General features: G+C 55.6%; 21 protein-coding genes and 1 other RNA gene. 7 read left to right on the top strand and 15 right to left on the bottom strand.

Annotated elements, in window-relative coordinates; translation table 11 throughout:
- Window positions 1-3 precede the first annotated feature (3 nt).
- Both dsbC and xerD read right to left on the bottom strand, forming a co-directional pair.
- On the bottom strand, window positions 4-717 hold the full coding sequence (gene dsbC / locus KTJ90_RS03810; protein ID WP_003852889.1) for a bifunctional protein-disulfide isomerase/oxidoreductase DsbC: 714 nt from the start codon (window positions 715-717) through the stop codon (window positions 4-6).
- 21 nt (window positions 718-738) lie between these two features.
- A complete protein-coding gene (gene xerD, locus KTJ90_RS03805) occupies window positions 739-1,632 on the bottom strand; it encodes a site-specific tyrosine recombinase XerD (protein WP_003852887.1) in 894 nt (297 codons plus the stop codon).
- 102 nt (window positions 1,633-1,734) lie between these two features.
- On the opposite strand from xerD, the gene fldB reads away from it, so the two are divergent.
- On the top strand, window positions 1,735-2,253 hold the full coding sequence (gene fldB / locus KTJ90_RS03800) for a flavodoxin FldB (protein WP_003852885.1): 519 nt from the start codon (window positions 1,735-1,737) through the stop codon (window positions 2,251-2,253).
- Between the two features lie 79 nt (window positions 2,254-2,332).
- Here fldB and KTJ90_RS03795 read toward each other — a convergent pair whose 3' ends face one another.
- Both KTJ90_RS03795 and sdhE read right to left on the bottom strand, forming a co-directional pair.
- Window positions 2,333-2,743, bottom strand: coding sequence for a protein YgfX (locus tag KTJ90_RS03795; RefSeq protein WP_182630100.1), 411 nt, complete (start codon window positions 2,741-2,743; stop codon window positions 2,333-2,335).
- On the bottom strand, window positions 2,718-2,984 hold the full coding sequence (gene sdhE / locus KTJ90_RS03790; RefSeq protein WP_003852881.1) for an FAD assembly factor SdhE: 267 nt from the start codon (window positions 2,982-2,984) through the stop codon (window positions 2,718-2,720). Before sdhE ends, KTJ90_RS03795 begins: the two co-directional genes overlap by 26 nt.
- A gap of 226 nt (window positions 2,985-3,210) precedes the next feature.
- Between sdhE and ygfZ the strand changes: the two genes are divergently transcribed.
- Complete coding sequence (gene ygfZ, locus KTJ90_RS03785) at window positions 3,211-4,197, top strand: tRNA-modifying protein YgfZ (RefSeq protein ID WP_003852879.1); 987 nt, start codon at window positions 3,211-3,213, stop codon at window positions 4,195-4,197.
- A 49-nt stretch (window positions 4,198-4,246) separates the two neighbouring features.
- On the opposite strand, the gene trhA is transcribed toward ygfZ, so the two are convergent.
- On the bottom strand, window positions 4,247-4,912 hold the full coding sequence (gene trhA / locus KTJ90_RS03780) for a PAQR family membrane homeostasis protein TrhA (protein WP_008925671.1): 666 nt from the start codon (window positions 4,910-4,912) through the stop codon (window positions 4,247-4,249).
- Window positions 4,913-5,081: 169 nt separating this feature from the next.
- On the opposite strand from trhA, the gene KTJ90_RS03775 reads away from it, so the two are divergent.
- The gene (locus tag KTJ90_RS03775; protein ID WP_003852874.1) at window positions 5,082-5,801 is read left to right on the top strand and encodes a MurR/RpiR family transcriptional regulator; all 720 of its coding nucleotides are present in this window, start codon (window positions 5,082-5,084) and stop codon (window positions 5,799-5,801) included.
- Window positions 5,802-5,916: 115 nt separating this feature from the next.
- Window positions 5,917-7,356, top strand: a complete 1,440-nt coding sequence (locus KTJ90_RS03770) for a 6-phospho-beta-glucosidase (protein WP_003852873.1) — start codon at window positions 5,917-5,919, stop codon at window positions 7,354-7,356.
- Window positions 7,357-7,386: 30 nt separating this feature from the next.
- Here KTJ90_RS03770 and KTJ90_RS03765 read toward each other — a convergent pair whose 3' ends face one another.
- From KTJ90_RS03765 to KTJ90_RS03730, 8 genes are all read right to left on the bottom strand, one after another.
- On the bottom strand, window positions 7,387-8,130 hold the full coding sequence (locus tag KTJ90_RS03765) for an SDR family oxidoreductase (RefSeq protein ID WP_039660739.1): 744 nt from the start codon (window positions 8,128-8,130) through the stop codon (window positions 7,387-7,389).
- Window positions 8,131-8,196: 66 nt separating this feature from the next.
- On the bottom strand, window positions 8,197-11,070 hold the full coding sequence (gcvP, locus tag KTJ90_RS03760; RefSeq protein ID WP_003852869.1) for an aminomethyl-transferring glycine dehydrogenase: 2,874 nt from the start codon (window positions 11,068-11,070) through the stop codon (window positions 8,197-8,199).
- A gap of 80 nt (window positions 11,071-11,150) precedes the next feature.
- The gene (gene gcvH / locus KTJ90_RS03755; protein WP_003852867.1) at window positions 11,151-11,537 is read right to left on the bottom strand and encodes a glycine cleavage system protein GcvH; all 387 of its coding nucleotides are present in this window, start codon (window positions 11,535-11,537) and stop codon (window positions 11,151-11,153) included.
- A gap of 23 nt (window positions 11,538-11,560) precedes the next feature.
- Window positions 11,561-12,658, bottom strand: coding sequence for a glycine cleavage system aminomethyltransferase GcvT (gene gcvT / locus KTJ90_RS03750; protein WP_039660737.1), 1,098 nt, complete (start codon window positions 12,656-12,658; stop codon window positions 11,561-11,563).
- Between the two features lie 432 nt (window positions 12,659-13,090).
- Window positions 13,091-14,293 (bottom strand): FAD-dependent 2-octaprenylphenol hydroxylase, encoded by a 1,203-nt coding sequence (gene ubiI / locus KTJ90_RS03745; protein ID WP_140034084.1) that lies wholly within the window; start codon window positions 14,291-14,293, stop codon window positions 13,091-13,093.
- 13 nt (window positions 14,294-14,306) lie between these two features.
- A complete protein-coding gene (gene ubiH / locus KTJ90_RS03740) occupies window positions 14,307-15,485 on the bottom strand; it encodes a 2-octaprenyl-6-methoxyphenyl hydroxylase (protein ID WP_499025935.1) in 1,179 nt (392 codons plus the stop codon).
- Window positions 15,482-16,804 (bottom strand): Xaa-Pro aminopeptidase, encoded by a 1,323-nt coding sequence (gene pepP / locus KTJ90_RS03735; protein WP_499025934.1) that lies wholly within the window; start codon window positions 16,802-16,804, stop codon window positions 15,482-15,484. Before pepP ends, ubiH begins: the two co-directional genes overlap by 4 nt.
- A gap of 46 nt (window positions 16,805-16,850) precedes the next feature.
- Window positions 16,851-17,429, bottom strand: coding sequence for a YecA/YgfB family protein (locus tag KTJ90_RS03730; RefSeq protein WP_003852855.1), 579 nt, complete (start codon window positions 17,427-17,429; stop codon window positions 16,851-16,853).
- A gap of 170 nt (window positions 17,430-17,599) precedes the next feature.
- On the opposite strand from KTJ90_RS03730, the gene zapA reads away from it, so the two are divergent.
- From zapA to KTJ90_RS03715, 3 genes are all read left to right on the top strand, one after another.
- On the top strand, window positions 17,600-17,929 hold the full coding sequence (gene zapA, locus KTJ90_RS03725) for a cell division protein ZapA (protein WP_008925677.1): 330 nt from the start codon (window positions 17,600-17,602) through the stop codon (window positions 17,927-17,929).
- A gap of 39 nt (window positions 17,930-17,968) precedes the next feature.
- Window positions 17,969-18,151, top strand: a non-coding RNA gene (ssrS, locus tag KTJ90_RS03720) — 6S RNA.
- A 92-nt stretch (window positions 18,152-18,243) separates the two neighbouring features.
- On the top strand, window positions 18,244-18,837 hold the full coding sequence (locus KTJ90_RS03715; protein WP_438477478.1) for a 5-formyltetrahydrofolate cyclo-ligase: 594 nt from the start codon (window positions 18,244-18,246) through the stop codon (window positions 18,835-18,837).
- 256 nt (window positions 18,838-19,093) lie between these two features.
- On the opposite strand, the gene serA is transcribed toward KTJ90_RS03715, so the two are convergent.
- Window positions 19,094-20,332, bottom strand: coding sequence for a phosphoglycerate dehydrogenase (gene serA, locus KTJ90_RS03710; protein ID WP_003852850.1), 1,239 nt, complete (start codon window positions 20,330-20,332; stop codon window positions 19,094-19,096).
- A gap of 279 nt (window positions 20,333-20,611) precedes the next feature.
- Window positions 20,612-21,271 carry a ribose-5-phosphate isomerase RpiA gene (gene rpiA / locus KTJ90_RS03705; RefSeq protein ID WP_003852846.1) on the bottom strand — a complete coding sequence of 220 codons (660 nt, stop codon included), beginning with the start codon at window positions 21,269-21,271 and terminating at the stop codon, window positions 20,612-20,614.
- Window positions 21,272-21,420 lie beyond the last annotated feature (149 nt).

Below are 21,420 nucleotides of genomic sequence, written 5' to 3'. Positions count from 1 at the left end.
CGATTAACCACCACGCTTCTGATTGTCCAGCACCTGCTTCAGCTCCTGCGGCGACTGATAACCCGGGATCATCATGCCGGTGTCAGTCAGCATCGCAGGGGTGCCCTGAATGCCAAACAGCACGCCCAGTTTGTAATGCTGAGAAATATCGATTTTGCAGCTGTCTGGTGCGGCCATCTTCGGCGCATTGCCTTTCATCGCCTCATCAAACGCTTTATTGCGGTCAGCGCTGCACCAGATCGCCTTCATTGCCGGTTCGATCTGACCATTCAGTCCCTCTCGCGGAAACGCCAGGTAGCGCACGGTAATGCCCAGCGCATTGTAGTCCGCCATCTGCTCGTGCAGCTTGTGGCAGTAACCACAGGTGATGTCGGTGAAGACGGTGATCACATGCTGCTCTTTCGGGGCTTTGTAGACGATCATCTCCGGCACCAGCGCCTCGACTTTTTTGTCCAGCAGCTGGTTGGTGACGTTGACCGGCTGTTTGCCGCTGACGTCATAGAGCGGGCCCTGGATCATATGTTTGCCGTCATCGGTAACATAGAGCACGCCGCTTTCCGACAGCACGGTTTTAAAGCCAGGCAGCGGGGATGGACTGATCTCCGTCTGGTTCAGACCGAGCTTTTTAAGGGATTGCTGAATGGCGCTGTCATCGGCCTGTGCGAGACCGGAAAAGGCGCTGGCTAACAGGGCCAGCATGGCAAAATGCTTGTTCATTTTTATCCTTATGGCCGCGAATCAGGCTCGCGGATGGTGTTGTTGATGCAACTGACGCAGGCGCTCAGTGGCGACGTGCGTATAAATTTGGGTGGTGGAGAGATCGCTATGTCCCAGCAGCATCTGTACGACACGCAGATCTGCACCGTGGTTCAGCAGATGGGTCGCAAAGGCATGACGCATTACATGCGGCGATAACTTTTCGCTGTCGATCCCCGCCAGCGTGGCGTAATGCTTGATGCGATGCCAGAAGGTCTGGCGCGTCATCTGCTGCGCCCGATTGCTGGGAAACATCACGTCCAGCGTCTGCCCATTGAGCAGCCACGGACGACCATGTTCCATATATTGCTCCAGCCAGTAAACCGCTTCTTCACCTAAAGGCACCAGCCGCTCTTTATCGCCTTTACCGATAACCCGGACAACGCCCTGCCGCAGGCTGATGTCGCTGAGCGTCAGGCCAATCAGTTCGGAGACACGCAGGCCGGTCGCGTAGAGCAGCTCCAGCATTGCTTTGTCGCGCAGCTCCAGCGGAATATCGATATTCGGCGCCTGCAACAGTCGTTCGACCTGCGCTTCACTGAGATCTTTCGGCAAACGCTGCGGCAGTTTTGGCGCGGACAGCAGTGCGCTCGGATCGTCCGGTCGCAGCTTTTCGCGATAAAGATACTGGAACAGGCGACGCATGGCGCTGAGCAACCGCGCTGAGCTTGTCGCTTTGTAACCGCCCTCCAGCCTTTCGGCCAGGAACTGCTGCAGATCCAGTGGCGTCACGCTGAGCAGCGTTAGCTGATGATGCGCCAGCCAGCCGGTCAGCGTCTGAAGATCCTGACGATAAGAGGAGAGAGTATTCTGCGCCAGATTGCGTTCAATCCAGAGCGCATCAAGAAACTGTTCTGTCAGATCGCTGTCCTGCACGTTGTCTCCGCCGTCTGGTGTAAAATCATGCTCATTATGCCTGATTCAGCAGCGCTTCTGGTACAATTGCGCCAAAGTCAGTATTTACAGAGTGTTATCTGCATGAAAATCGGTCTTTTTTACGGTTCAAGTACCTGTTACACCGAAATTGTAGCGGAGAAAATTCGCGATTTTATTGGCGAAGAGTTAGTGACGCTGCATAACGTGAAAGATGACGACCCACGTCTGATGGAACAGTACGATTTGCTGATCATGGGCATCCCGACCTGGGATTTCGGTGAGTTGCAGGAGGACTGGGAGGCGATCTGGACGCAACTGCCCGCGCTGAATCTGCAAAACAAGATTGTTGCACTGTATGGCATGGGCGATCAGATTGGCTATGGCGAGTGGTTTTTAGATGCGCTCGGCATGCTGCACGATTTGCTGCAGCCCATGGGCGTGCGGTTTGTCGGCTACTGGCCGCTTGAGGGCTATGAGTTCACCAGTCCTAAACCGCTGAGTGCCGATGGCTCGCAATTTGTGGGTCTGGCGCTGGATGATGTGAATCAGTTCGAGGTCACCGATGAGCGCGTTGAGCAGTGGTGCGAGCAGGTATTAACCGAAACCGCTGCACTGCTCTGAACAATTCCGTGCTCTGGATTGCCGCTGTAGAACCCGGGCGCCTGCAGATGCCGGCAGATAATAGTCTGCCCTGTTGCCGTTAATGCCGCACTTTGCTGAAACAGCAGGCGCGTAATGCTCGCCATTCGCCGGGCTGCATATTGTCCCGCATCAGCCACCATCGTAGCGTAGCGCCCTTTTCACTCCTGGCCACCAGCAAGACGCCAATCGGTAACCAGCGCAGCGGCTGGGTCGGTCGCCAGCGTTTTCCCTGCCAGATCCAGCAATGACCGCCTTCCCGCTGTAACTCACCGTGCCGCTGACGCAATCGTCGGAAGCTGCACCAGCCTTCAGCCAGCAACAACAGAATAACCGGCACTTTAATCAGCCAGCCGCCCACCGGCAGCGTCATCAACACGACCCCAGTCACGGCTGCCACCAGCCAGGCGCACAGACATCCGCACGCCAGGCGGGAGGGCTGCAGCTTACATTGCCACGGGGCCGCGATCATGGTTACGCTGCTGGATCAAATTCACCATCCGCTTAAGCTCTGGATCTTTTGGCTCACCGTGATTCATCAGCCAGTTAAACAGGTCGGGATCGTCACTCTTCAGCAGGTTAACAAAGACCTGCTTATCAGTGTCATTAAGCGTGTCATACTCAAATTTGAAGAACGGCATAATAGCCACATCCAGTTCCAGCATGCCGCGACGGCAAGCCCACTGAATACGTGATTTATCATTAATATCCATGCATCAATTTCCACAATTCACAACGTGGCCGCTAGTGTAACCTGGTTTAATGCAGCTCGCAGGCGCAGCGTCGCAGGCTGTGCAACCTGCCACATTTCAGATTGTAGCTTTTCAGGGTTATCACGCCTTTTGTGCGCCGTTTTCCGTAAACAGGTTGCATTGCCAGTCGGCTCTTTTAACATTGAAGACAATGTTCCGGATGAACCTTCTAATACAGGATATCTCCATGCCCACTTTTACTTTACCGCCGCGCCAGCCTGCCGCGTCGTCTCGCCTGCCATTAACCCTGATGTCTCTGGATAGCTGGGCGCTGGTTTCCGTTACCGGTGCTGACAGTACCGCTTACCTGCAGGGTCAGCTAACGCTGGATGTCGCGGCGCTGGATGCAGACCACCATTCGCCCGCCGCACACTGCGATGCCAAAGGCAAAATGTGGAGCAATATGCGCCTGTTCCATCGCGGCGAAGGCTATGTCTATGTGATCCGCCGTGAACTGCGCGACACCCAGCTGACTGAGTTAAAAAAATACGCGGTGTTTTCGAAAGTGACGATGGCTGCTGACGATGAGTCCGTGTTGCTGGGCCTGGCCGGTTTTCAGGCCCGCGCCGCGCTGGCGAATCTGTTTGATAGCCTGCCCGACAGTGAGAAACCGGTCGTGCAGCAGGGAGAAACCACGCTGCTGTGGTTTGCCCAACCCGCCGAACGTTTTCTGATTGTCACTTCGCTGTCACAGGCAGAAGCGCTGAAACAGAAGCTTAATGACGATGCTCAGTTTAATGACAGTCAGCAGTGGCTGGCGCTGGACATTGAAGCGGGCATTCCGGTAATCGATCCGGCCACCAGTGTGCAGTTTATTCCTCAGGCCACCAACCTGCAGGCGCTGGATGCTATCAGCTTCAAAAAGGGCTGCTATGCCGGTCAGGAGATGGTCGCCAGAGCGAAATATCGCGGTGCCAATAAACGCGCGCTCTACTGGCTGGCGGGTCAGGCAAGTCATCTGCCCGAAGCCAATGCTCCGCTGGAGTTACAGATGGGTGAGCGCTGGCGTCGTACCGGAAGCGTGCTGGCTGCGGTGCAGTTAGATGATGGAATCAGCTGGATTCAGGTGGTGCTGAATAACGATCTGGAGCCGGACAGCGTGCTGCGGGTTGAAGGTGACGAAGGCGGGCATCTGACCATTCAGCCGCTGCCCTACTCGCTGGCTGAAGAGTGATGTAACCGCATGGCCCTTTCATTAACGGAAGGGCCATGCCGCAATCTACTCAGCGCACATAAAAATAGATGGCGCAGAAGTGGCAGAGACTGCCGCCCAGCACAAACAAATGCCAGATGGCGTGGTTAAAGGGAATGCGGCGTGCCACATAGAAAATCACCCCAAGCGAATAGATAATTCCGCCTGCGGCCAGCAGCCAGATGCAGCCCGGCGGCAGGATCATCGCCAGCTGATAAACCACAATCAGCGACAGCCACCCCATGCAGAGATAGGTCACCAGCGACAGCGCTTTAAAGCGATGTGCAATCGTGAGCTTGAACACAATACCCGCCAGCGCCAGCCCCCAGATCACCCCCATTAAGCCATACGCCAGCGGCGTCCTCAATCCGACCAGCAGAAATGGCGTATAGGTCCCCGCAATCAGCAGATAGATGGCACAGTGATCGAGCTTTTTCAGCCAGGGTCTGGCGGGCCCATCCGGGATTGCGTGATAGAGCGTTGAGGCCAGAAACAGCAAAATCATGCTGCCGCCATAGAGGCTGTAGCTGATAAAGGTGATGGTGTCAGCCTGCCTCTCAGTGGCCTGATGGAGCATCAGCACCAGCCCGACGATGCCAGACAGGCAGCCAAGACCGTGACTGATACTGTTGGCAATCTCCTCGGTAATGGAATAGCCCGCAGAGGGTCGATGTTTTTGAGAGAGTGTGGTGGTCATATTAGTTTCCTGAACAGCGCCATAGCAGTAGTCACTGTTACCCAGCCTACCCAATAATTTTTTCAGTGTACACGTGTACGCTAAAAATGCTCACAGAAATTCACTATCCCTTAAACCACGTACTGAATCTGGTAAACTGACCATCGGTCAACTGTTTAATGAGTCATTCATGTTTTCGCATCGCGATCTCGCCCGCCTTAACGATCTGGAAATGCAGGTCTATCAATTCATCATTAAGCACCGCGAGGGCGTCAGCTATATGACGATTCGCGAGCTGGCTGAGCAGGCTGCCGTCTCCACCACCACCGTGCTGCGCTTCTGCCGCAAGATGGATTGTGAAGGCTGGTCAGAGTTCCGCATCCGCCTGCGCTTAAGCGAACAACAGCGTGCACCGCTGCTCAACACGGCGGGCGTCAGTGAAATGCTGAGTTTTTTCAAAAGTATTAATAACCCGGAGTTTGAACAGCTCATCACGCAGGCTGCGCAGAAAATTAATCAGGCGGATCGGGTTTTCTTTATTGGCGTCGGCACCTCCGGCAGTCTGGCAAAATATGGCGCGCGGTTTTTCTCTAACCTCGGTAAATTCAGTCACGCCATTGACGACCCCTACTATCCGGTCAGCACTGATCTGTATGAAAATGCCGTCGCCATTATTTTATCGGTCTCCGGCGAAACGGAAGAGATCCTGCGCATTGCCAGTCAGTTCAGCCTGAAGAAGTGCAAAATCATTGCGATAACGAATACAGAAAGCTGCTCTCTGGCGAAGATTGGTGATTTTAACCTCTGCTATCACGTGCCGATTATTCGCATGGCCGACAATTCTGACATTACCACTCAGGTGCCGGTGACCTATATTATTGAAGCAATAGGCCGCCAGCTGGGGAAATAAAACAGCCTGTTTTTTGGATGTAACAAACGTAATTCCAGGCGCGCTGTTATATCGTGACTTTCAATATTGCCTTGCTACACTCAGCTCAATTTCAATATCCGTAATGGAGTAAAGCATGAGTGCAGAATTGCAGTTACCAAAAGGCTTTCTTTGGGGCGGTGCGGTCGCGGCGCATCAGGTTGAAGGTGGCTGGGATCAGGGCGGCAAAGGCGTCAGCATTGCTGACGTGCTGACCGGCGGTTCACACGGCGTTGACCGCGTGATCACCGACGGCGTACAGCCTGGTCATTTCTACCCGAACCACAAAGGCGTGGAGTTTTATTCTCATTATAAACAGGATATCGCGCTGTTTGCCGAGATGGGCTTTAAATGCTTCCGCACCTCCATTGCCTGGACCCGCATCTTCCCCAATGGAGATGAGCAGCAGCCTAATGAAGCGGGCCTGCAATTCTATGACGATCTGTTTGATGAACTGCTGAAGTATGGCATTGAACCAGTCATCACGCTTTCGCACTTCGAAATGCCTTATCACCTGGTCAAAGAGTATGGCGGCTGGCACAACCGCAAAGTGGTCGACTTCTTTGTGCGCTTCAGCGAAGTGGTGCTGAACCGCTATAAGAACAAAGTGAAATACTGGATGACCTTTAACGAGATCAACAACCAGCGCAACTGGCAGTATCCGCTGTTTGGTTACTGCTGTTCAGGTGTGATCTTTACCGAGCATGAGAAACCTGAACAGGCAATGTATCAGGTCATGCACCACCAGTTTGTTGCCAGCGCTAAAGTGGTGAAGCTCGGTCACGACATCAATCCTGACTTCCAGATTGGCTGCATGATCGCCATGGTCCCTGTCTACCCGTTCTCCTGCCACCCGGACGATGTGGTGCTGGCGCAGGAGTCGATGCATCAGCGCTATGTGTTCAGTGACGTGCAGATGCGTGGCTACTATCCAGCCTACACGCTCAGGGAGTGGGCACGTAAAGGTTATGACATTCAGATGGAAGCGGACGATGCTGAGACGCTGCGCCAGGGCTGTGCAGACTATGTCGGTTTCAGCTACTACATGAGCAACGCCGTGAAGAGCGATGCCAGCGGCGTTGACGATCCCATCACCGGCTTTGAAGGTGTGGTGAAAAACCCGCATGTGAAAGCGTCAGACTGGGGCTGGCAGATCGATCCGGTCGGCCTGCGTTATGCCATGAACGAGATGTATGAGCGTTACCAGAAGCCGCTGTTTATTGTCGAAAACGGCTTTGGTGCGATCGATAAGCCCGGCGCTGACGGCCTGATTGAAGATGATTACCGCATCGACTACCTGCGTGCGCACATCGAAGAGATGAAGAAAGCCGTAGCGTATGATGGTGTGGATTTAATGGGCTACACACCATGGGGTTGCCTGGATTGTGTCTCTTTTACCACCGGCCAGTACGATAAGCGCTACGGCTTTATTCATGTGAATAAAAACGATGATGGCAGCGGCGACTTTTCTCGTGCGAAGAAGAAAAGCTTCAGCTGGTATCAGCAGGTTATCGCCAGCAACGGCGAAAACCTCTGATTCCTGAAGCCGCATAAGCTACGAAGTGAGTTAACGACCACCGGCAGCGTCAATGATGCTGCCGGTGACGTATGAGGCCGCATCGCTGGCCAGCCAGACAATCGCTTCCGCTACCTCTTCTGCCTCACCGCCGCGCCCCATCGGAATCGCGCTGGCAAGTCTGTCTACCCTGCCCGGCTCTCCACCATCGGCATGCATCTCTGTATAGATAAATCCCGGACGTACGCCATTGACCCGAATCCCCTGCTGCGCCACTTCCAGCGACAATCCTTTGGTCAGCGTATCCATCGCCCCTTTTGAGGCGGCGTAATCTACATATTCGCCAGGCGCACCGGTACGCGATGCGGCCGACGAGACGTTTACAATCGCGCCGCCCTGACCGCCGTGATGCGTGCCCATCCGCTTAACCGCCTCACGACAGCAGAGAAAGGATCCGATGACGTTGGTCGCAAAGACCTTTTGCAGTCGCGCCGCCTCAAGCTGTTCGGTGCGGCATTGCTGAAACAGAATCCCGGCGTTGTTCACCAGCAACGCCAGCGGCATAGAGTGCTTGTCGAGCTGCGCAAACATCGCCATCACCTGCGCTTCATCACTGATATCCGCCTGAACCGCAAAGGCTTCACCGCCCTGCTGCTGGATCTGTGCCACCAGCTGTTGCGCTTCGGCCTCGCGCTGACGATAGTTCACTGCAACCCGATAACCCCGGGCTGCCAGTAACAGTGACGTGGCCCGCCCGATACCGCGGCTGCCACCCGTAACCAGTGCCAGTTTCATGTTGATTCTCCATAACAAAGGGCCGACGAATCGGCCCCTGATGATTAACGCTTGCCCGTAGGGAGATTACTGATAATCGCTCATCGGCACGCAGGAGCAGAACAGATTGCGGTCGCCAAACACATCATCCAGACGTTTTACGGTCGGCCAGTATTTGTTATGGCTGCCTGCCGGGAAGACCGCCAGTTCACGGCTGTAAGGATGTGACCACTCACTGACGATTTCCAGCTGGGTATGCGGCGCATTAACCAGTGGGTTATCGTCCAGCGGCCATTCCCCTGCCGCCACCCGGTCAATTTCCATACGGATCGCCAGCATTGCGTCAATAAAGCGATCCAGTTCGATTTTACTCTCTGACTCGGTCGGCTCCACCATCAGCGTGCCCGCCACGGGGAAGGACATGGTCGGCGCGTGGAATCCATAATCGATCAGGCGCTTAGCAATATCCAGCTCACTGATGCCGGTCTGCTCTTTCAGCGGACGGATGTCGAGAATACATTCGTGCGCCACACGGCCATCGCGGCCGGTATAGAGCACCGGATAAGCAGACTGCAGGCGGCTGGCAATATAGTTAGCATTCAGAATCGCGACCGAACTGGCCTGTTTCAGCCCTTCGGCGCCCATCATGCGAATATACATCCAGCTGATCGGCAGAATAGAGGCACTGCCAAACGGCGCTGCGGAGACCGCGCCCTGCTGCGTCAATACACCGTCGATTTGCACCACGCTGTGCCCCGGAACAAACGGAGCCAGGTGCGCTTTCACGCCAATCGGTCCCATACCCGGACCGCCGCCGCCGTGCGGAATGCAGAAGGTTTTGTGCAGATTGAGGTGCGAGACATCTGCGCCGATGTAGCCTGGCGTGGTGATGCCGACCTGCGCATTCATGTTCGCGCCATCCAGATACACCTGACCGCCATACTGATGCACGATCTGGCACACTTCACGGATGGTCTCTTCATAGACACCGTGTGTGGAGGGATAAGTTACCATGATGCAGGAAAGTTTGTCGCCCGCCTGCGCTGCCTTTTCACGCAGGTCGCCAAGGTCGATGTTGCCCTGTTTGTCGCACGCGACCACGACCACATCCATGCCCGCCATCTGGGCTGAGGCCGGGTTCGTACCGTGTGCCGAACTCGGGATCAGACAGAGATGACGATCGCCCTCGCCGCGACTTTCGTGATAGCGGCGGATCGCCAGCAGCCCGGCATATTCCCCCTGCGCGCCAGAGTTAGGCTGCATGCAGAGTGCATCATAGCCGGTGAGCTGCACCAGCCACTGCGACAGCTGGCCGATCATCTGCAGATAGCCGGTAGCCTGTTCAGCCGGGCAGAATGGATGCAGCTCAGCAAACTCCGGCCAGGTGATCGGGATCATCTCAGCGGCAGCGTTGAGCTTCATGGTGCAGGATCCGAGCGGGATCATCGCCTGATTCAGCGCCAGATCCTTTTTCTCCAGGCTGTGCATATAGCGCATCATCTCGGTTTCGCTGTGATGACGGTTGAACACCGGATGGGTCAGGATCTCGCTGTGACGCTGCAGGCCCGCAGGAATCGCGTGGCTTTCACTGGCGACTTCGCTGTCGAGTTTTTCCAGATCCTGGCCATGTTCATCACCCAGCAGAATAGCAAACAGCGCCAGAATATCTTCGCGGCAGGTGGTTTCATCCAGCGTGATGCCAACGGCATTATGGATGTCGCTGCGCAGGTTAACGCCAAAGCTCAAAGCGCGGTTCAGCACAGCGGCTTTATCCGCCACTTCCACCGTCAGCGTATCGAACCAGTGCTGATGGCGCAGTTTCAGGCCGCCCTGCTGCAGTCCGGCTGCCAGGATGCTGGTGAAGCGGTGAATGCGTGAGGCAATACGTTTCAGACCAGCCGGGCCGTGGAAAACCGCATAGAGACCCGCAATGTTTGCCAGCAGCACCTGCGACGTACAGATGTTGGAATTAGCCTTTTCACGACGGATATGTTGTTCACGGGTCTGCATCGCCATGCGCAGTGCTGTGTTGCCTGCGGCATCACGTGATACACCGATGATGCGGCCTGGCATAGAGCGTTTATGCTCGTCGCGGCTGGCGAAGAAGGCAGCGTGCGGACCGCCGTAACCCATCGGCACGCCGAAACGCTGAGCGGAACCAAAGACAATGTCTGCGCCCTGCCTGCCTGGCGCTTCCAGTAAAACCAGCGACATAAAGTCTGCCGCCACGCTGACCACGACTTTGCGTGCTTTCAGCCCGGCAATCAGCGCGCTGTAATCGTGCGCGTTGCCCGTCGTTCCCACCTGTTGCAGCAGCACACCAAACAGGTCGTCGTGATCCGCGGCCTTGTCGGCGCTGTCGATGATCAGTTCAAAACCGAACGTCTCTGCACGAGTCCGGACCACATCCAGCGTCTGAGGATGAATATCGTCGGCAATGAAGAATTTATTGGCGTTTTTGAGCTTACTGACGCGTTTTGCCATCGCCATCGCTTCGGCTGCAGCCGTGGCTTCATCCAGCAAAGAGGCGGACGCAATATCCATGCCGGTAAGATCCAGCGTCAGCTGCTGGAAGTTCAGCAGTGCTTCCAGGCGGCCCTGCGAGACTTCAGGCTGATACGGGGTATAGGCAGTGTACCAGCCCGGATTTTCCAGCATATTACGCAGGATAACCGGCGGAGTGATGACCGCGCTGTATCCCATACCAATCCAGGATTTGTAACGCAGATTCTGACTGGCAATGGCTTTCAGTTCGGCCAGCGCCTGCTGTTCAGTCGCGGCTTCGCCAACGGCGGGTGGACCCGGCAGCTGAATGTCTGCCGGCACAATCGTGCTGATTAACGCGTCCAGCGAACGGGCACCAATCGCGTCAAGCATCTGCGCCTGCTGCTCAGGTGAAGGACCGATATGGCGCTCAATGAATGCACCGTTGTGTTCAAGCTGGCTGAGAGTCTGAGTCATTAGCAGTAAATCCTGAATCGGGCTGGGGGAACCGGAGAGCAAACAGAAATCTGCGGCCTCTGTCTGAGGCCGCCTGACGATTACTCGTCGATGGAGGCTTTATAAGCATCCGCATCCAGCAGCGTGTCGATTTCAGACGCGTCACTGGCTTTGATTTTAAATAACCAGCCGCCGTCATAAGGCTCGCTGTTGACCTGCTCCGGTGAGTCAGTCAGGGCATCGTTGACCGCCACAATCTCACCGCTAATTGGCGCATAGATATCTGACGCCGCTTTAACGGACTCTGCCACCGCGCACTCTTCACCGGCGGCAAACGTCGCGCCCACTTCAGGCAGATCGACAAATACCATGTCGCCCAGTAACTCCTGCGCATGTTCAGTAATACCCACGGTGTAGCTGCCATCGGCTTCTTTGCGCACCCATTCATGGCTGTCGCGGTACTTCAACGTATTCGGCACATTGCTCATTGGCCATTTCTCCTGAATAAAATTTACTGAGCGACCGGTTTACCGGCGCGGACAAAAACGGGACGGGTAACCTGGACGGGCATCTGGCGGTTACGGATCTCAACGATGGCGGTGCTGCCGACCGAGGCCGGTACGCGCGCCAGGGCGATGCTGCAACCCAGCGTCGGTGAGAAAGAACCACTGGTGATGATCCCCTCCTGTGGCTGCCCCTGGTCATCGGTGAAACGCACCGGCTGGCCGTTACGCAGCACCCCTTTTTCTGTGAGAATCAGCCCCACCAGCTTTTCTGTGCCGCGTTCACGCTGCAGTTCCAGCGCTTCCCGGCCAATGAAATCGCGGTCAGAAGGTTCCCAGCACACCGTCCAGCCCATGTTGGCGGCCAGCGGTGAAACGCCTTCGTCCATCTCCTGACCATAAAGATTCATTCCGGCTTCCAGGCGCAGTGTGTCGCGTGCGCCCAGTCCGGCAGGTTTTACGCCAGCTGCCAGCAGGCGCTGCCAGAAATCGGCTGCCTCACCGGCGGGCATCGCAATTTCATATCCTGCTTCGCCGGTGTAACCGGTGGTCGCGATAAACAGGTCACCTGACTGCACACCAAAAAACGGCTTCATGCCAGCCACAGCCTGACGCTGCTCCTCGCTGAACAGCGTCTGCGCTTTCTGCTGCGCCTGCGGACCCTGCACAGCAATCAGCGCCAGGTCATCGCGTTCCGTCAGCGTAATGCCATAACCCTGCGCATGTTGCGTGATCCAGGCGAGATCGTTTTCACGGGTCGCGGAGTTCACCACCAGCCGGAAGAACGATTCGCTCATAAAGTAAACAATCAAATCGTCAATGACGCCACCCGATGCATTCAGCATCCCGGTGTAAAGCGCTTTGCCTGGCTGCGTCAGTTTTGCCACATCATTCGCCAGCAGATAGCGCAGGAATTCGCGGGTACGCGGTCCTGTCAGGTCGACGATGGTCATGTGAGAGACATCAAACATCCCGGCGTCAGTGCGCACCACATGATGTTCATCCATCTGGGAGCCATAGTGCAATGGCATCATCCAGCCATGAAAATCCACCATGCGGGCACCGCAGGCCTGATGCTGTTCAAACAGAGGTGTTTGCTGAGTCATAACCATCCTGTGCAGAAGCGAGTGAGGGCAAAATTGCGCCGGAATTGAGTGCCGACGCAAACGTTCTCTTACGACTGACGTTACCACCGAATCTGACGATTAACCATAAGCAAACCGGGGTCGAACGCAAATGCACAGCCTAACCAGAAACAGCCTGTGACAGGATAAAAAACTGCAATTTTGTGATTAATCGCGCAATAAATGCAGGGACTTTAAATATACACAGCAAATTTATGCGGCAAGGCGTTCAGGATGTTAAAAAAATCCCGCTGCCCGCGAAGAGATGAATGAGAAAAAGTAATGCGAAATTGCTAGCAAAATTAGAATAAATCAAACGAAGACCCGAACTGGTGCAGCATTGCCTTTTGGTGGTGCAGAGGGATTCAGACATAAAAAAAGCCAGCAGACGCTGGCTTATCAAAAGGCGAGAATTTAGCGAAGCCAGGCGGGCAAATCATTCAGGCCCATCGCCTGCTTCAGCATCATAGGTTTTACCCCTGGCAGACGATCAGCCAGTTTCAGACCGACGTCACGCAGCAGTTTTTTCGCCGGATTATTGCCAGCGAACATCTCCCGGAAGCCCTGCATGCCAGCCAGCATCATTGCGGCGCTGTGTTTACGGCTGCGCTCGTAGCGACGCAGATAGAGGTGCTGACCAATATCTTTGCCCTGCTGATGCAGGCGGCGAATCTCGCCAATCAACTCGGCGGCATCCATAAAGCCAAGGTTTACGCCCTGCCCCGCCAGCGGATGAATGGTGTGAGCCGCATCGCCCACCAGCGCCAGACGGTGTGCCGCAAAGTTGCGGGCATAGCGCGCTACCAGCGGGAACGATTTGCGCTCGCTTTCCAGCTGACACAGGCCGAGGCGCATATCAAACGCCACTGAGAGCTGCTGATTGAACAGCGCTTCCGGCATGGTTTCCAGACGGCTCGCTTCCTGTGGCGAGAGCGACCAGACGATGGAGCTCAGATGCGGATCCTGCATCGGCAGGAAAGCCAGAATACCGTCGCCGTGGAACACCTGGCGGGCCACAGCGTCGTGCGGCTTCTCAGTGCGGACGTTAGCCACTAACGCACGGTGATCGTAATCCCAGAAAGTCAGCGGAATATCGGCTTTGTTGCGCAGCCAGGAGTTAGCACCGTCAGCGGCAATCAGTAATCGCGCGCTTAACATACTGCCATCCTGCAGCGTAACAAAGGCTTCGTTGTCACCAAATGCCACCTGCTGTAACTGCGAAGGTGCCATTATCGTCACGTCGCTGCAGGAGCTGGCACGTTGCCAGAGCGCAGTGTGAATCACCGGGTTTTCGACGATATGGCCCAGATGTGACAAGCCCTGCTGCTCATCATCAAAAGCGATGGAGCCGAAGCTGTCCTTATCCCACACTTCCATGCCGTGATATGCGCGGCAGCGCAGCGAAAGAATGGTCGACCAGACATCCAGCTTCTGCAGCAGCCGTTCGCTGGCGGCGTTTATCGCCGACACGCGAATCGACGGTGACGCACTCAGCGCCAGCGGTGGCTCCGGCGATTTTTCCAGCACGGCGATGCGCAGTCCGCTGCCCTGCAAGCCGCAGGCCACCGCCAGCCCCACCATACCGCCACCGGCGATCACCACATCAAAAGTTTGCATCTGAGCCTCTTTATTAACGCTTAACCCAGCCAAGCGTACGCTCAGCCAGTTGATTTCGTAGCCACGGCAGATGATCCATTGCCAGCAGGCCCAGGTTACGTCCTGCCACCAGTGGACCATACTGGTTTGCAAAAACGCGCACCAGTCCGTCGGTGATGCCGATAGTGGCGGCGCGATCGGGCTGACGACGCTGCTGATAATGATGCAGCACGGCATAGCTGCCGGCATCCTGCTGATGACGATGGGCGGCTGCCAGCGTTTCAGCCAGCGACATCACATCGCGCAGGCCAAGATTGAAACCCTGCCCGGCAATGGGATGCAGCGTCTGTGCAGCATTACCCACCACCGCCACACGGTGCGTCACCGGCGACATCGCCCGGTGCAGCGCCAGCGGGTAGTATTCTCGCTGACCCGTGTGAGTAAATTTGCCCAGTCGCCAGCCAAAGGCACGCTGCAGCTGACTCAGGAATTCAGCCTCGCTCCACTGCTCAATGCGTTCGCGCTGCGAAAGCGGATGACACCAGACCAGCGAGAGACGGTTGCCAGACATCGGCAGTAGCGCCAGCGGGCCATGCTCGGTGAAACGCTCGAAAGCGCGGCCCTGATGGGGCAGCGCAGTGGAGACATTGGCAATTACCGCGAGCTGCTGATAGTCGTCTCTTTGCCACTGAATACCGCACGAGGCGGCCAGGGCAGAGCGCGTGCCATCCGCGGCCACCAGCAGCTTGCCGCTGAGTTGTTCGCCACTGTCCAGTGTCACCTCAACCTGCTGGTCGCTTCGGTGAGCCTGGGTAACGCGTGCAGGACAGCGCAGCGTCACGCCTGGCGCTTTTTTCAGTTCCGCAAACAGCCGCTGACCGACATCAAACAGCTCGACAACCTGCCCCAGCGCCGGAATGTCATAATCAGCCGCCGCCAGTGACACAAAGCCCGCGTGACCGCGATCGGAGACATGGATATGGGTAATCGGCGTGGCACAACGGGCAATGCGCTGCCACAGGTTGATATCCGCCAGTTGCTGGCAGGTTCCGGCCGCGAGGGCAATCGCGCGGCCGTCGAAACCGGGATGCGCCCGGCTGCCTGGCTCGCTGCTTTCAATCAGCGTTACCGGCAGTGTGCCCTGGGTGAGATGGGAGATCGCCAGCGCCAGCGTCGCCCCGGTCATGCCGCCTCCGGCAATCAGAATTGTCATGCCTGTTTTGCCGCCGCCATCAGTGCTTCAATCTCATCGGCTTCTTTCACGACGCTGTCGGTGAGATTCTCAATGCCCTCTTCCGTGATCACAATGTCATCTTCGATTCGGATGCCAATGCCGCGATATTGCGCGGGTACATCCGCATCCGGCCCGATATAGAGACCCGGCTCAACGGTTAACACCATGCCCGGCTCCAGAATCCGATCGCGACTCGGGGTGCCGTAGTGACCTACGTCGTGAACGTCCAGCCCCAGCCAGTGGCCCAGGCCATGCATATAGAACTGGCGATGTGCGTCTTCGGCGATCAGGGTATCGATGTCACCCTCCAGGATACCCAGCTCCACCAGACCGGTGATCATAATGCGCACCACTTCGTCATTCACTTCGCGAATGCTGACGCCAGGCCGGAACATCTCAAGCGATCGCTTCAGCGAAGCCAGAACGATGTCATAAATCGCGCGCTGCGCCGGGCTGAATCGGCCGTTAACCGGGAAGGTACGGGTGATATCACCGGCATAGCCGTGGAATTCACAGCCTGCATCGATCAGTACCAGATCGCCGTCGCGCATCTCACTTTCGTTTTCGGTGTAGTGCAGAATGCAGCCGTTCTCGCCGGCCCCCACAATGGTGTTATAGGAGGGATAACGCGCGCCGTGACGGGTAAATTCGTGATGGATCTCCCCTTCCAGCTGATACTCAAACATGCCCGGCTGACAGGTTTGCATCGCGCGAGTATGCGCCAGTGCACTGATTTTCCCGGCGCGGCGTAACAACTCAATTTCATCCGCATCTTTAAACAGGCGCATCTCATGCACCCATGGACGCCAGTCAGTGACGGTGGCGGGCGCGCTAAGATTCTGGCGGAAACCGCGACGCAGTTTATCCAGTGCGCTGAACACCAGAGTGTCTGCGTGAGCATATTCGCCCTGCGCATGGTAAATCACATCCAGGCCATTCAGCAGCAGGTGCAGCTGTTCATCAATATCGGTCCAGGGTAAGGCGCGATCCACGCCGAGTTTATCGGGCGCGGCCTCCTGACCCAATCGACGACCAGACCAGACTTCCGCTGCGGGGTCACGCACGCGGTTAAACAGCACGCTGTGGTTGTGATTTTCATCGCTTTTGATCAGCACCAGCAGTGCCTGCGGCTCATTAAAGCCGGTGAAATAACTGAAGTCGCTGCTCTGGCGGAAGGGATATTCGGTGTCGTTACTGCGCGTCACTTCAGGCGCAGCAAAAATCAGCGCTGCGCTGCCAGGCACCATCTTCGCCAGCAGCGCCTGACGACGCTGCAGGTATCGTTCCAGTGAAATCATCTCTGCACTCCCTGTAAACTGACCGGTTAAACGCGTTGACCTGAAATTAGTGTAGCGTCGGTTTTTGCACTTCTGGCGCGGTTGGCTGCGGACGAGTGAAGGTATCGTGGCACAGCAGTGCAGCGACACGCACATATTCAATCACCTCTTCCAGCGACTGCTCCAGTTCTTCCTGGTCTTCATCCTCTTCGTAACCGAGTTGGGCAATCGTACGCAAATCATCGATTGCTTCGCCGGTTTCGCCGGTGACTTTATCCAGTTTAGGCTGTGTTACGCCCAGACCGAGCAGAAAATGGTTAACCCAGCCTGCCAGCGCATCGGCACGGTCAAATACGGTGATGTCGTCGTCCGCAGGCAGCATGAGCTGAAACAGGAAACCCTCATCTTCCAGCGTAGTGGCCGTGTGCTCGTGCAGCGCCGCCAGCGGGACCGCAAGCGTGTGTGAAAACGCCATGCCTTCGTTAGCCAGATCGTGTACCAGCGTCTTCCAGCTGGTGTCCTGGTTACCGCCGCAGAGGATGCCGCTTAGCAGGCCATGCATTTCTGCAGGCGTCATACCAACACCCTGCTGTGAGAGCACTGCCGCGAGCGCGTTGTAATCGGGGGTTGCGTTCTGTAAGGACATAAGTTTTCATCGTCGTTGGCAGAATAAGTTCGTGTTATGCTACCACTAGCTGCCTCAAGGTTTCCAGAAAAGGGGTTGTATCTTATTTCGTGGGTCTATATAGTTGCCCGCCTCCCAAGCCATTGACAGCTAAGGGAGTTGCGAGCGAAGTAATCAGTCAGGAAGGTGGCATGTCTGCACAACCGGTAGATTTACAAATTTTTGGTCGTTCGTTGAGAGTGAATTGTCCGCCAGAGCAGCAAGATGCGCTCAATAGCGCGGCTGAAGATCTCAATCAACGGTTGCAAGATCTAAAAGTTCGCACTAGAGTCACCAATACAGAACAACTGGTGTTCATCGCCGCGTTAAACGTCTGCCACGAGCTGGCGCAAGAGAAAGTGAAAACGCGCGATTATGCTGCTAATATGGAACAGCGTATCCGTATGTTGCAGCAGACGATTGAACAGGCATTAGTTGAGCAAGGTCGCATCTCTGAGCGTGAGGGTGCGAAGTTCGAATAAAACTTCATGGTTGCTATACTAAAGTAACGGTGAGGTAAATTTTCTCTGAGATGTTTGCATGTGGGCCAGTCCCCTGAGCCGATATTTCGAAAAAACAGAATGTGACGCTCGTAACCTGTGTGCATGCTCGGTTCGTCCGAGAAGCCTGATGGTTATGACGGCATGTTCACCTTGAACCAAGGGTTCAAGGGTTACAGCCTACGGCGGCATCTCGGAGATCTCTCTTCCTGCAGTCCTGCTTTCATCCCCATACCGACATGTTATAGTCGCTGTTCAGCGACTTATCAGGCGGGGAAATCATGTCTGAATCTTCCATGTCATCACGTTCAATGATACAGCGTCAGGTTATCCGTCAGCAGGTACGCCATTTGCGCCGTGCAATGACTGAAGATCAGCAGGCCCAGGCGGCCGAACAGCTCGCTGAACTTGCCCTTAACTATGCGCCGATTACTCACGCGCGCAACATTGCCCTGTTCCTGTCAGTTGATGGTGAGCTGAATACCCGTCCGCTGATTGCCAGGCTCTGGCATCTGAAGAAAGCGGTCTATCTGCCCGTTTTGCATCCCTTCTCGCCCGGTCATTTACTGTTTCTGCGCTACACGCCCGATACCCCATTGCATATCAATAAACTACGTATTCCTGAACCGCCGCTGGATATCCGGCAGTTGATCACGCTTGATCAGCTGGATCTGATGATGGTGCCATTGGTTGCGTTTGATCAGCATGGGCAGCGTCTGGGCATGGGCGGCGGCTTCTACGATCGCACCCTGCAGAACTGGCGACAGCACGGCTTTTTGCCGGTTGGTCTGGCCCACGATTGTCAGCAGGTCGATAGCCTGCCGGTGGCAGAATGGGATGTACCTTTGCCGGCGGTAATGACGCCGTCAAAGCTCTGGCAGTGGGAGTAGAAGAGCCGCTGTTATGGGCTTTTTCAGACGGATCAGCACCCCGAATCAGGGCGAATTTTGCAACAATGAAATAGCACCACGCTAAGGGGACACGGTAAGAAGAGGAAAGCGGCCCCCGCGCGGGCCAGGCAGTCAGGAATGACGTGTTTGCGACTTTCCGATCTGACCGTTTTTCCTGAGCAGGCTCAGCCTCACAGCAGATCGTACCTGATAGCACGAAGTGGCGCTATTTAGCGCCACTTCGTGTCTGCATCGCTTAGTAAAGCAGACGGGCGCGGATAGTACCCGGAATCGCCTTCATCAGCTGCAGCGCGTTCTCGGCCACTTCTGGCTCGGCATCAATGTCGATAACCACATAGCCCATAAACGGCGAGGTTTGCAGATACTGGGCGGCGATGTTGATGCCCTGCTCTGCGAAGATCTGGTTGATGGCTGTCAGCACGCCTGGACGGTTCTCATGGATGTGCAGCAGACGACTGGCGCTGATACCGTGAATCGGCAGTGAGACTTCCGGGAAGTTAACAGCTGACAGCGTCGAGCCGTTATCGGAATATTTCGCCAGCTTGCCCGCCACTTCAATCCCGATGTTCTCCTGCGCTTCTTCCGTCGAACCGCCAATGTGCGGCGTCAGGATCACGTTGTCGAATTCGCTCAGTGGAGAGATAAACGGCTCGCTGTTGGTGGCGGGTTCTGTCGGGAAGACGTCGATGGCCGCGCCACCAACATGTTTACTGGCCAGCGCATCACACAGCGCCGGGATATCGACTACGGTACCGCGTGAGGCGTTAATCAGCAGCGCACCGGGCTTCATCTGCGCCAGCTGTTCTGCACCGATCATATCCTGTGTTGAGGCAGTTTCCGGCACGTGCAGGCTGACAACGTCGCTCATGTTGAGCAGATCGGCCAGATGGCGTACCTGGGTAGCATTCCCCAGCGGCAACTTGTTTTCAATGTCGTAGAAGAAAACATGCATGCCCAGGCTTTCTGCCAGCACGCCCAGCTGCATCCCGATATGACCGTAACCGATGATACCCAGCTTTTTGCCACGTGCTTCAAATGAGCCTTTGGCAATCTTGTTCCAGATGCCACGGTGCGCTTTCGCGTTCGCTTCCGGGATGCCACGCAGCATCAGCAGCATCTCACCAATCACCAGCTCCGCAACCGAGCGGGTATTGGAGAACGGCGCGTTGAACACCGGAATACCCCGGCTGGCAGCAGCCTGCAGATCAACCTGGTTGGTGCCGATACAGAAACAGCCAACGGCGACCAGCTTTTCAGCGGCCGCAAAAATCTCTTCAGTAAGCTGGGAGCGGGAACGGATACCAATGAAGTGCGCATCGCGAATCGATGCTTTTAACGCGTCGGAGTCCAGCGCGCCCTTGTGGAATTCGATGTTGGTATAGCCTGCAGCCCGCAGGTTATCCAGCGCGCTCTGATGGACACCTTCCACCAGCAGGAACTTAATCTTATCTTTTTCCAGTGATACCTTTGCCATTTCCCAATCCTATTCAGCATTCAATGAGGACTACCATAAGCCAGCCTTCTGTCAAAATATCAAAAAAATCGCGTCCGGCAATACAAACGATTGCCCGGCAGCCAGCACGGCAGCGGCTGCCAGCAGTACATTGCCGGACAAAATCATGAGAGAGGCAAAGAAGAGAGAACGAACCCGCTGCCGATGACGCTTATGTGACATAAGTCACCAAATTTCACCAGTGTGAGAAAAGATGATTTTCAGGCAGAAATAACTGACGCCTTTACGGCGCCAGACAGATCATTTTTTGATAGTTTTGACCCCATCAGGTCCGCCAATCAGTGCAATATCGGCACCGCGCGCGGCAAAAAGGCCGACAGTGACGACGCCAGGCAACGCATTGATGGTTTTTTCCAGCTCAATCGGATCCAGGATACGCAGATTATGCACGTCGAGAATAATGTTACCGTTATCCGTTACCACGTTCTGACGATACTCCGGTAAGCCGCCCATTTTCACCAGCTGACGCGCCACATAACTGCGTGCCATCGGAATCACTTCAACCGGCAGCGGGAAGCGGCCCAGTACATCCACCTCTTTCGAGGCGTCAGCGATACAGATAAAGGTTTCAGCCACTGCAGCCACAATCTTTTCACGCGTCAGCGCCGCGCCGCCGCCTTTAATCATCTGCATCTGCGGGTTGATCTCATCCGCGCCATCGACGTAAACCGACAGCACATCAATCTCATTCAGGTCAAAAACCTGAATGCCCAGGCTTTTCAGCTTCTGGGTGGAGGCATCTGAGCTGGAGACGGCACCGTCGATCTGATGCCTGACCGTGGCAAGCGCATCGATAAAGTGGGCAGCGGTGGAGCCGGTGCCTACGCCAACAATGGTGCCCGGCTGCACGTAATCAAGTGCAGCCCAGCCAACGGCTTTTTTCAGTTCATCCTGGGTCATGGTATGTTTAAAACCTGTGCGACAACGAAGTGCGCGTAGTATAAAACAAGGCTTGCTGAAAATGCTCGGCTGACCGACGTGGATTTATCGCTTTGCAAGCCAGTCCACAAAAACAAGAGAACCATCACAGATAACAGTTTTGTGGCATA

Origin of the sequence: Pantoea jilinensis (assembly GCF_019104105.1) — a bacterium.
GTDB classification, from domain to species: Bacteria; Pseudomonadota; Gammaproteobacteria; order Enterobacterales; family Enterobacteriaceae; genus Pantoea; species Pantoea eucalypti.
This window is presented reverse-complemented; position numbering and strand designations above follow the sequence as displayed.

Coding starts and splice junctions, on each gene's coding strand:
- dsbC (WP_003852889.1), bottom strand. CDS start 717: ATGAACAAGCATTTTGCCATGCTGGCCCTGTTAGCCAGCGCCTTTTCC.
- serA (WP_003852850.1), bottom strand. CDS start 20,332: ATGGCAAAGGTATCACTGGAAAAAGATAAGATTAAGTTCCTGCTGGTG.
- KTJ90_RS03770 (WP_003852873.1), top strand. CDS start 5,917: ATGAGTGCAGAATTGCAGTTACCAAAAGGCTTTCTTTGGGGCGGTGCG.
- fldB (WP_003852885.1), top strand. CDS start 1,735: ATGAAAATCGGTCTTTTTTACGGTTCAAGTACCTGTTACACCGAAATT.
- KTJ90_RS03765 (WP_039660739.1), bottom strand. CDS start 8,130: ATGAAACTGGCACTGGTTACGGGTGGCAGCCGCGGTATCGGGCGGGCC.
- trhA (WP_008925671.1), bottom strand. CDS start 4,912: ATGACCACCACACTCTCTCAAAAACATCGACCCTCTGCGGGCTATTCC.
- ubiI (WP_140034084.1), bottom strand. CDS start 14,293: ATGCAAACTTTTGATGTGGTGATCGCCGGTGGCGGTATGGTGGGGCTG.
- gcvT (WP_039660737.1), bottom strand. CDS start 12,658: ATGACTCAGCAAACACCTCTGTTTGAACAGCATCAGGCCTGCGGTGCC.
- rpiA (WP_003852846.1), bottom strand. CDS start 21,271: ATGACCCAGGATGAACTGAAAAAAGCCGTTGGCTGGGCTGCACTTGAT.
- gcvP (WP_003852869.1), bottom strand. CDS start 11,070: ATGACTCAGACTCTCAGCCAGCTTGAACACAACGGTGCATTCATTGAG.
- sdhE (WP_003852881.1), bottom strand. CDS start 2,984: ATGGATATTAATGATAAATCACGTATTCAGTGGGCTTGCCGTCGCGGC.
- KTJ90_RS03730 (WP_003852855.1), bottom strand. CDS start 17,429: ATGTCCTTACAGAACGCAACCCCCGATTACAACGCGCTCGCGGCAGTG.
- KTJ90_RS03775 (WP_003852874.1), top strand. CDS start 5,082: ATGTTTTCGCATCGCGATCTCGCCCGCCTTAACGATCTGGAAATGCAG.
- KTJ90_RS03715 (WP_438477478.1), top strand. CDS start 18,244: ATGTCATCACGTTCAATGATACAGCGTCAGGTTATCCGTCAGCAGGTA.
- gcvH (WP_003852867.1), bottom strand. CDS start 11,537: ATGAGCAATGTGCCGAATACGTTGAAGTACCGCGACAGCCATGAATGG.
- pepP (WP_499025934.1), bottom strand. CDS start 16,804: ATGATTTCACTGGAACGATACCTGCAGCGTCGTCAGGCGCTGCTGGCG.
- ubiH (WP_499025935.1), bottom strand. CDS start 15,485: ATGACAATTCTGATTGCCGGAGGCGGCATGACCGGGGCGACGCTGGCG.
- ygfZ (WP_003852879.1), top strand. CDS start 3,211: ATGCCCACTTTTACTTTACCGCCGCGCCAGCCTGCCGCGTCGTCTCGC.
- KTJ90_RS03795 (WP_182630100.1), bottom strand. CDS start 2,743: ATGATCGCGGCCCCGTGGCAATGTAAGCTGCAGCCCTCCCGCCTGGCG.
- zapA (WP_008925677.1), top strand. CDS start 17,600: ATGTCTGCACAACCGGTAGATTTACAAATTTTTGGTCGTTCGTTGAGA.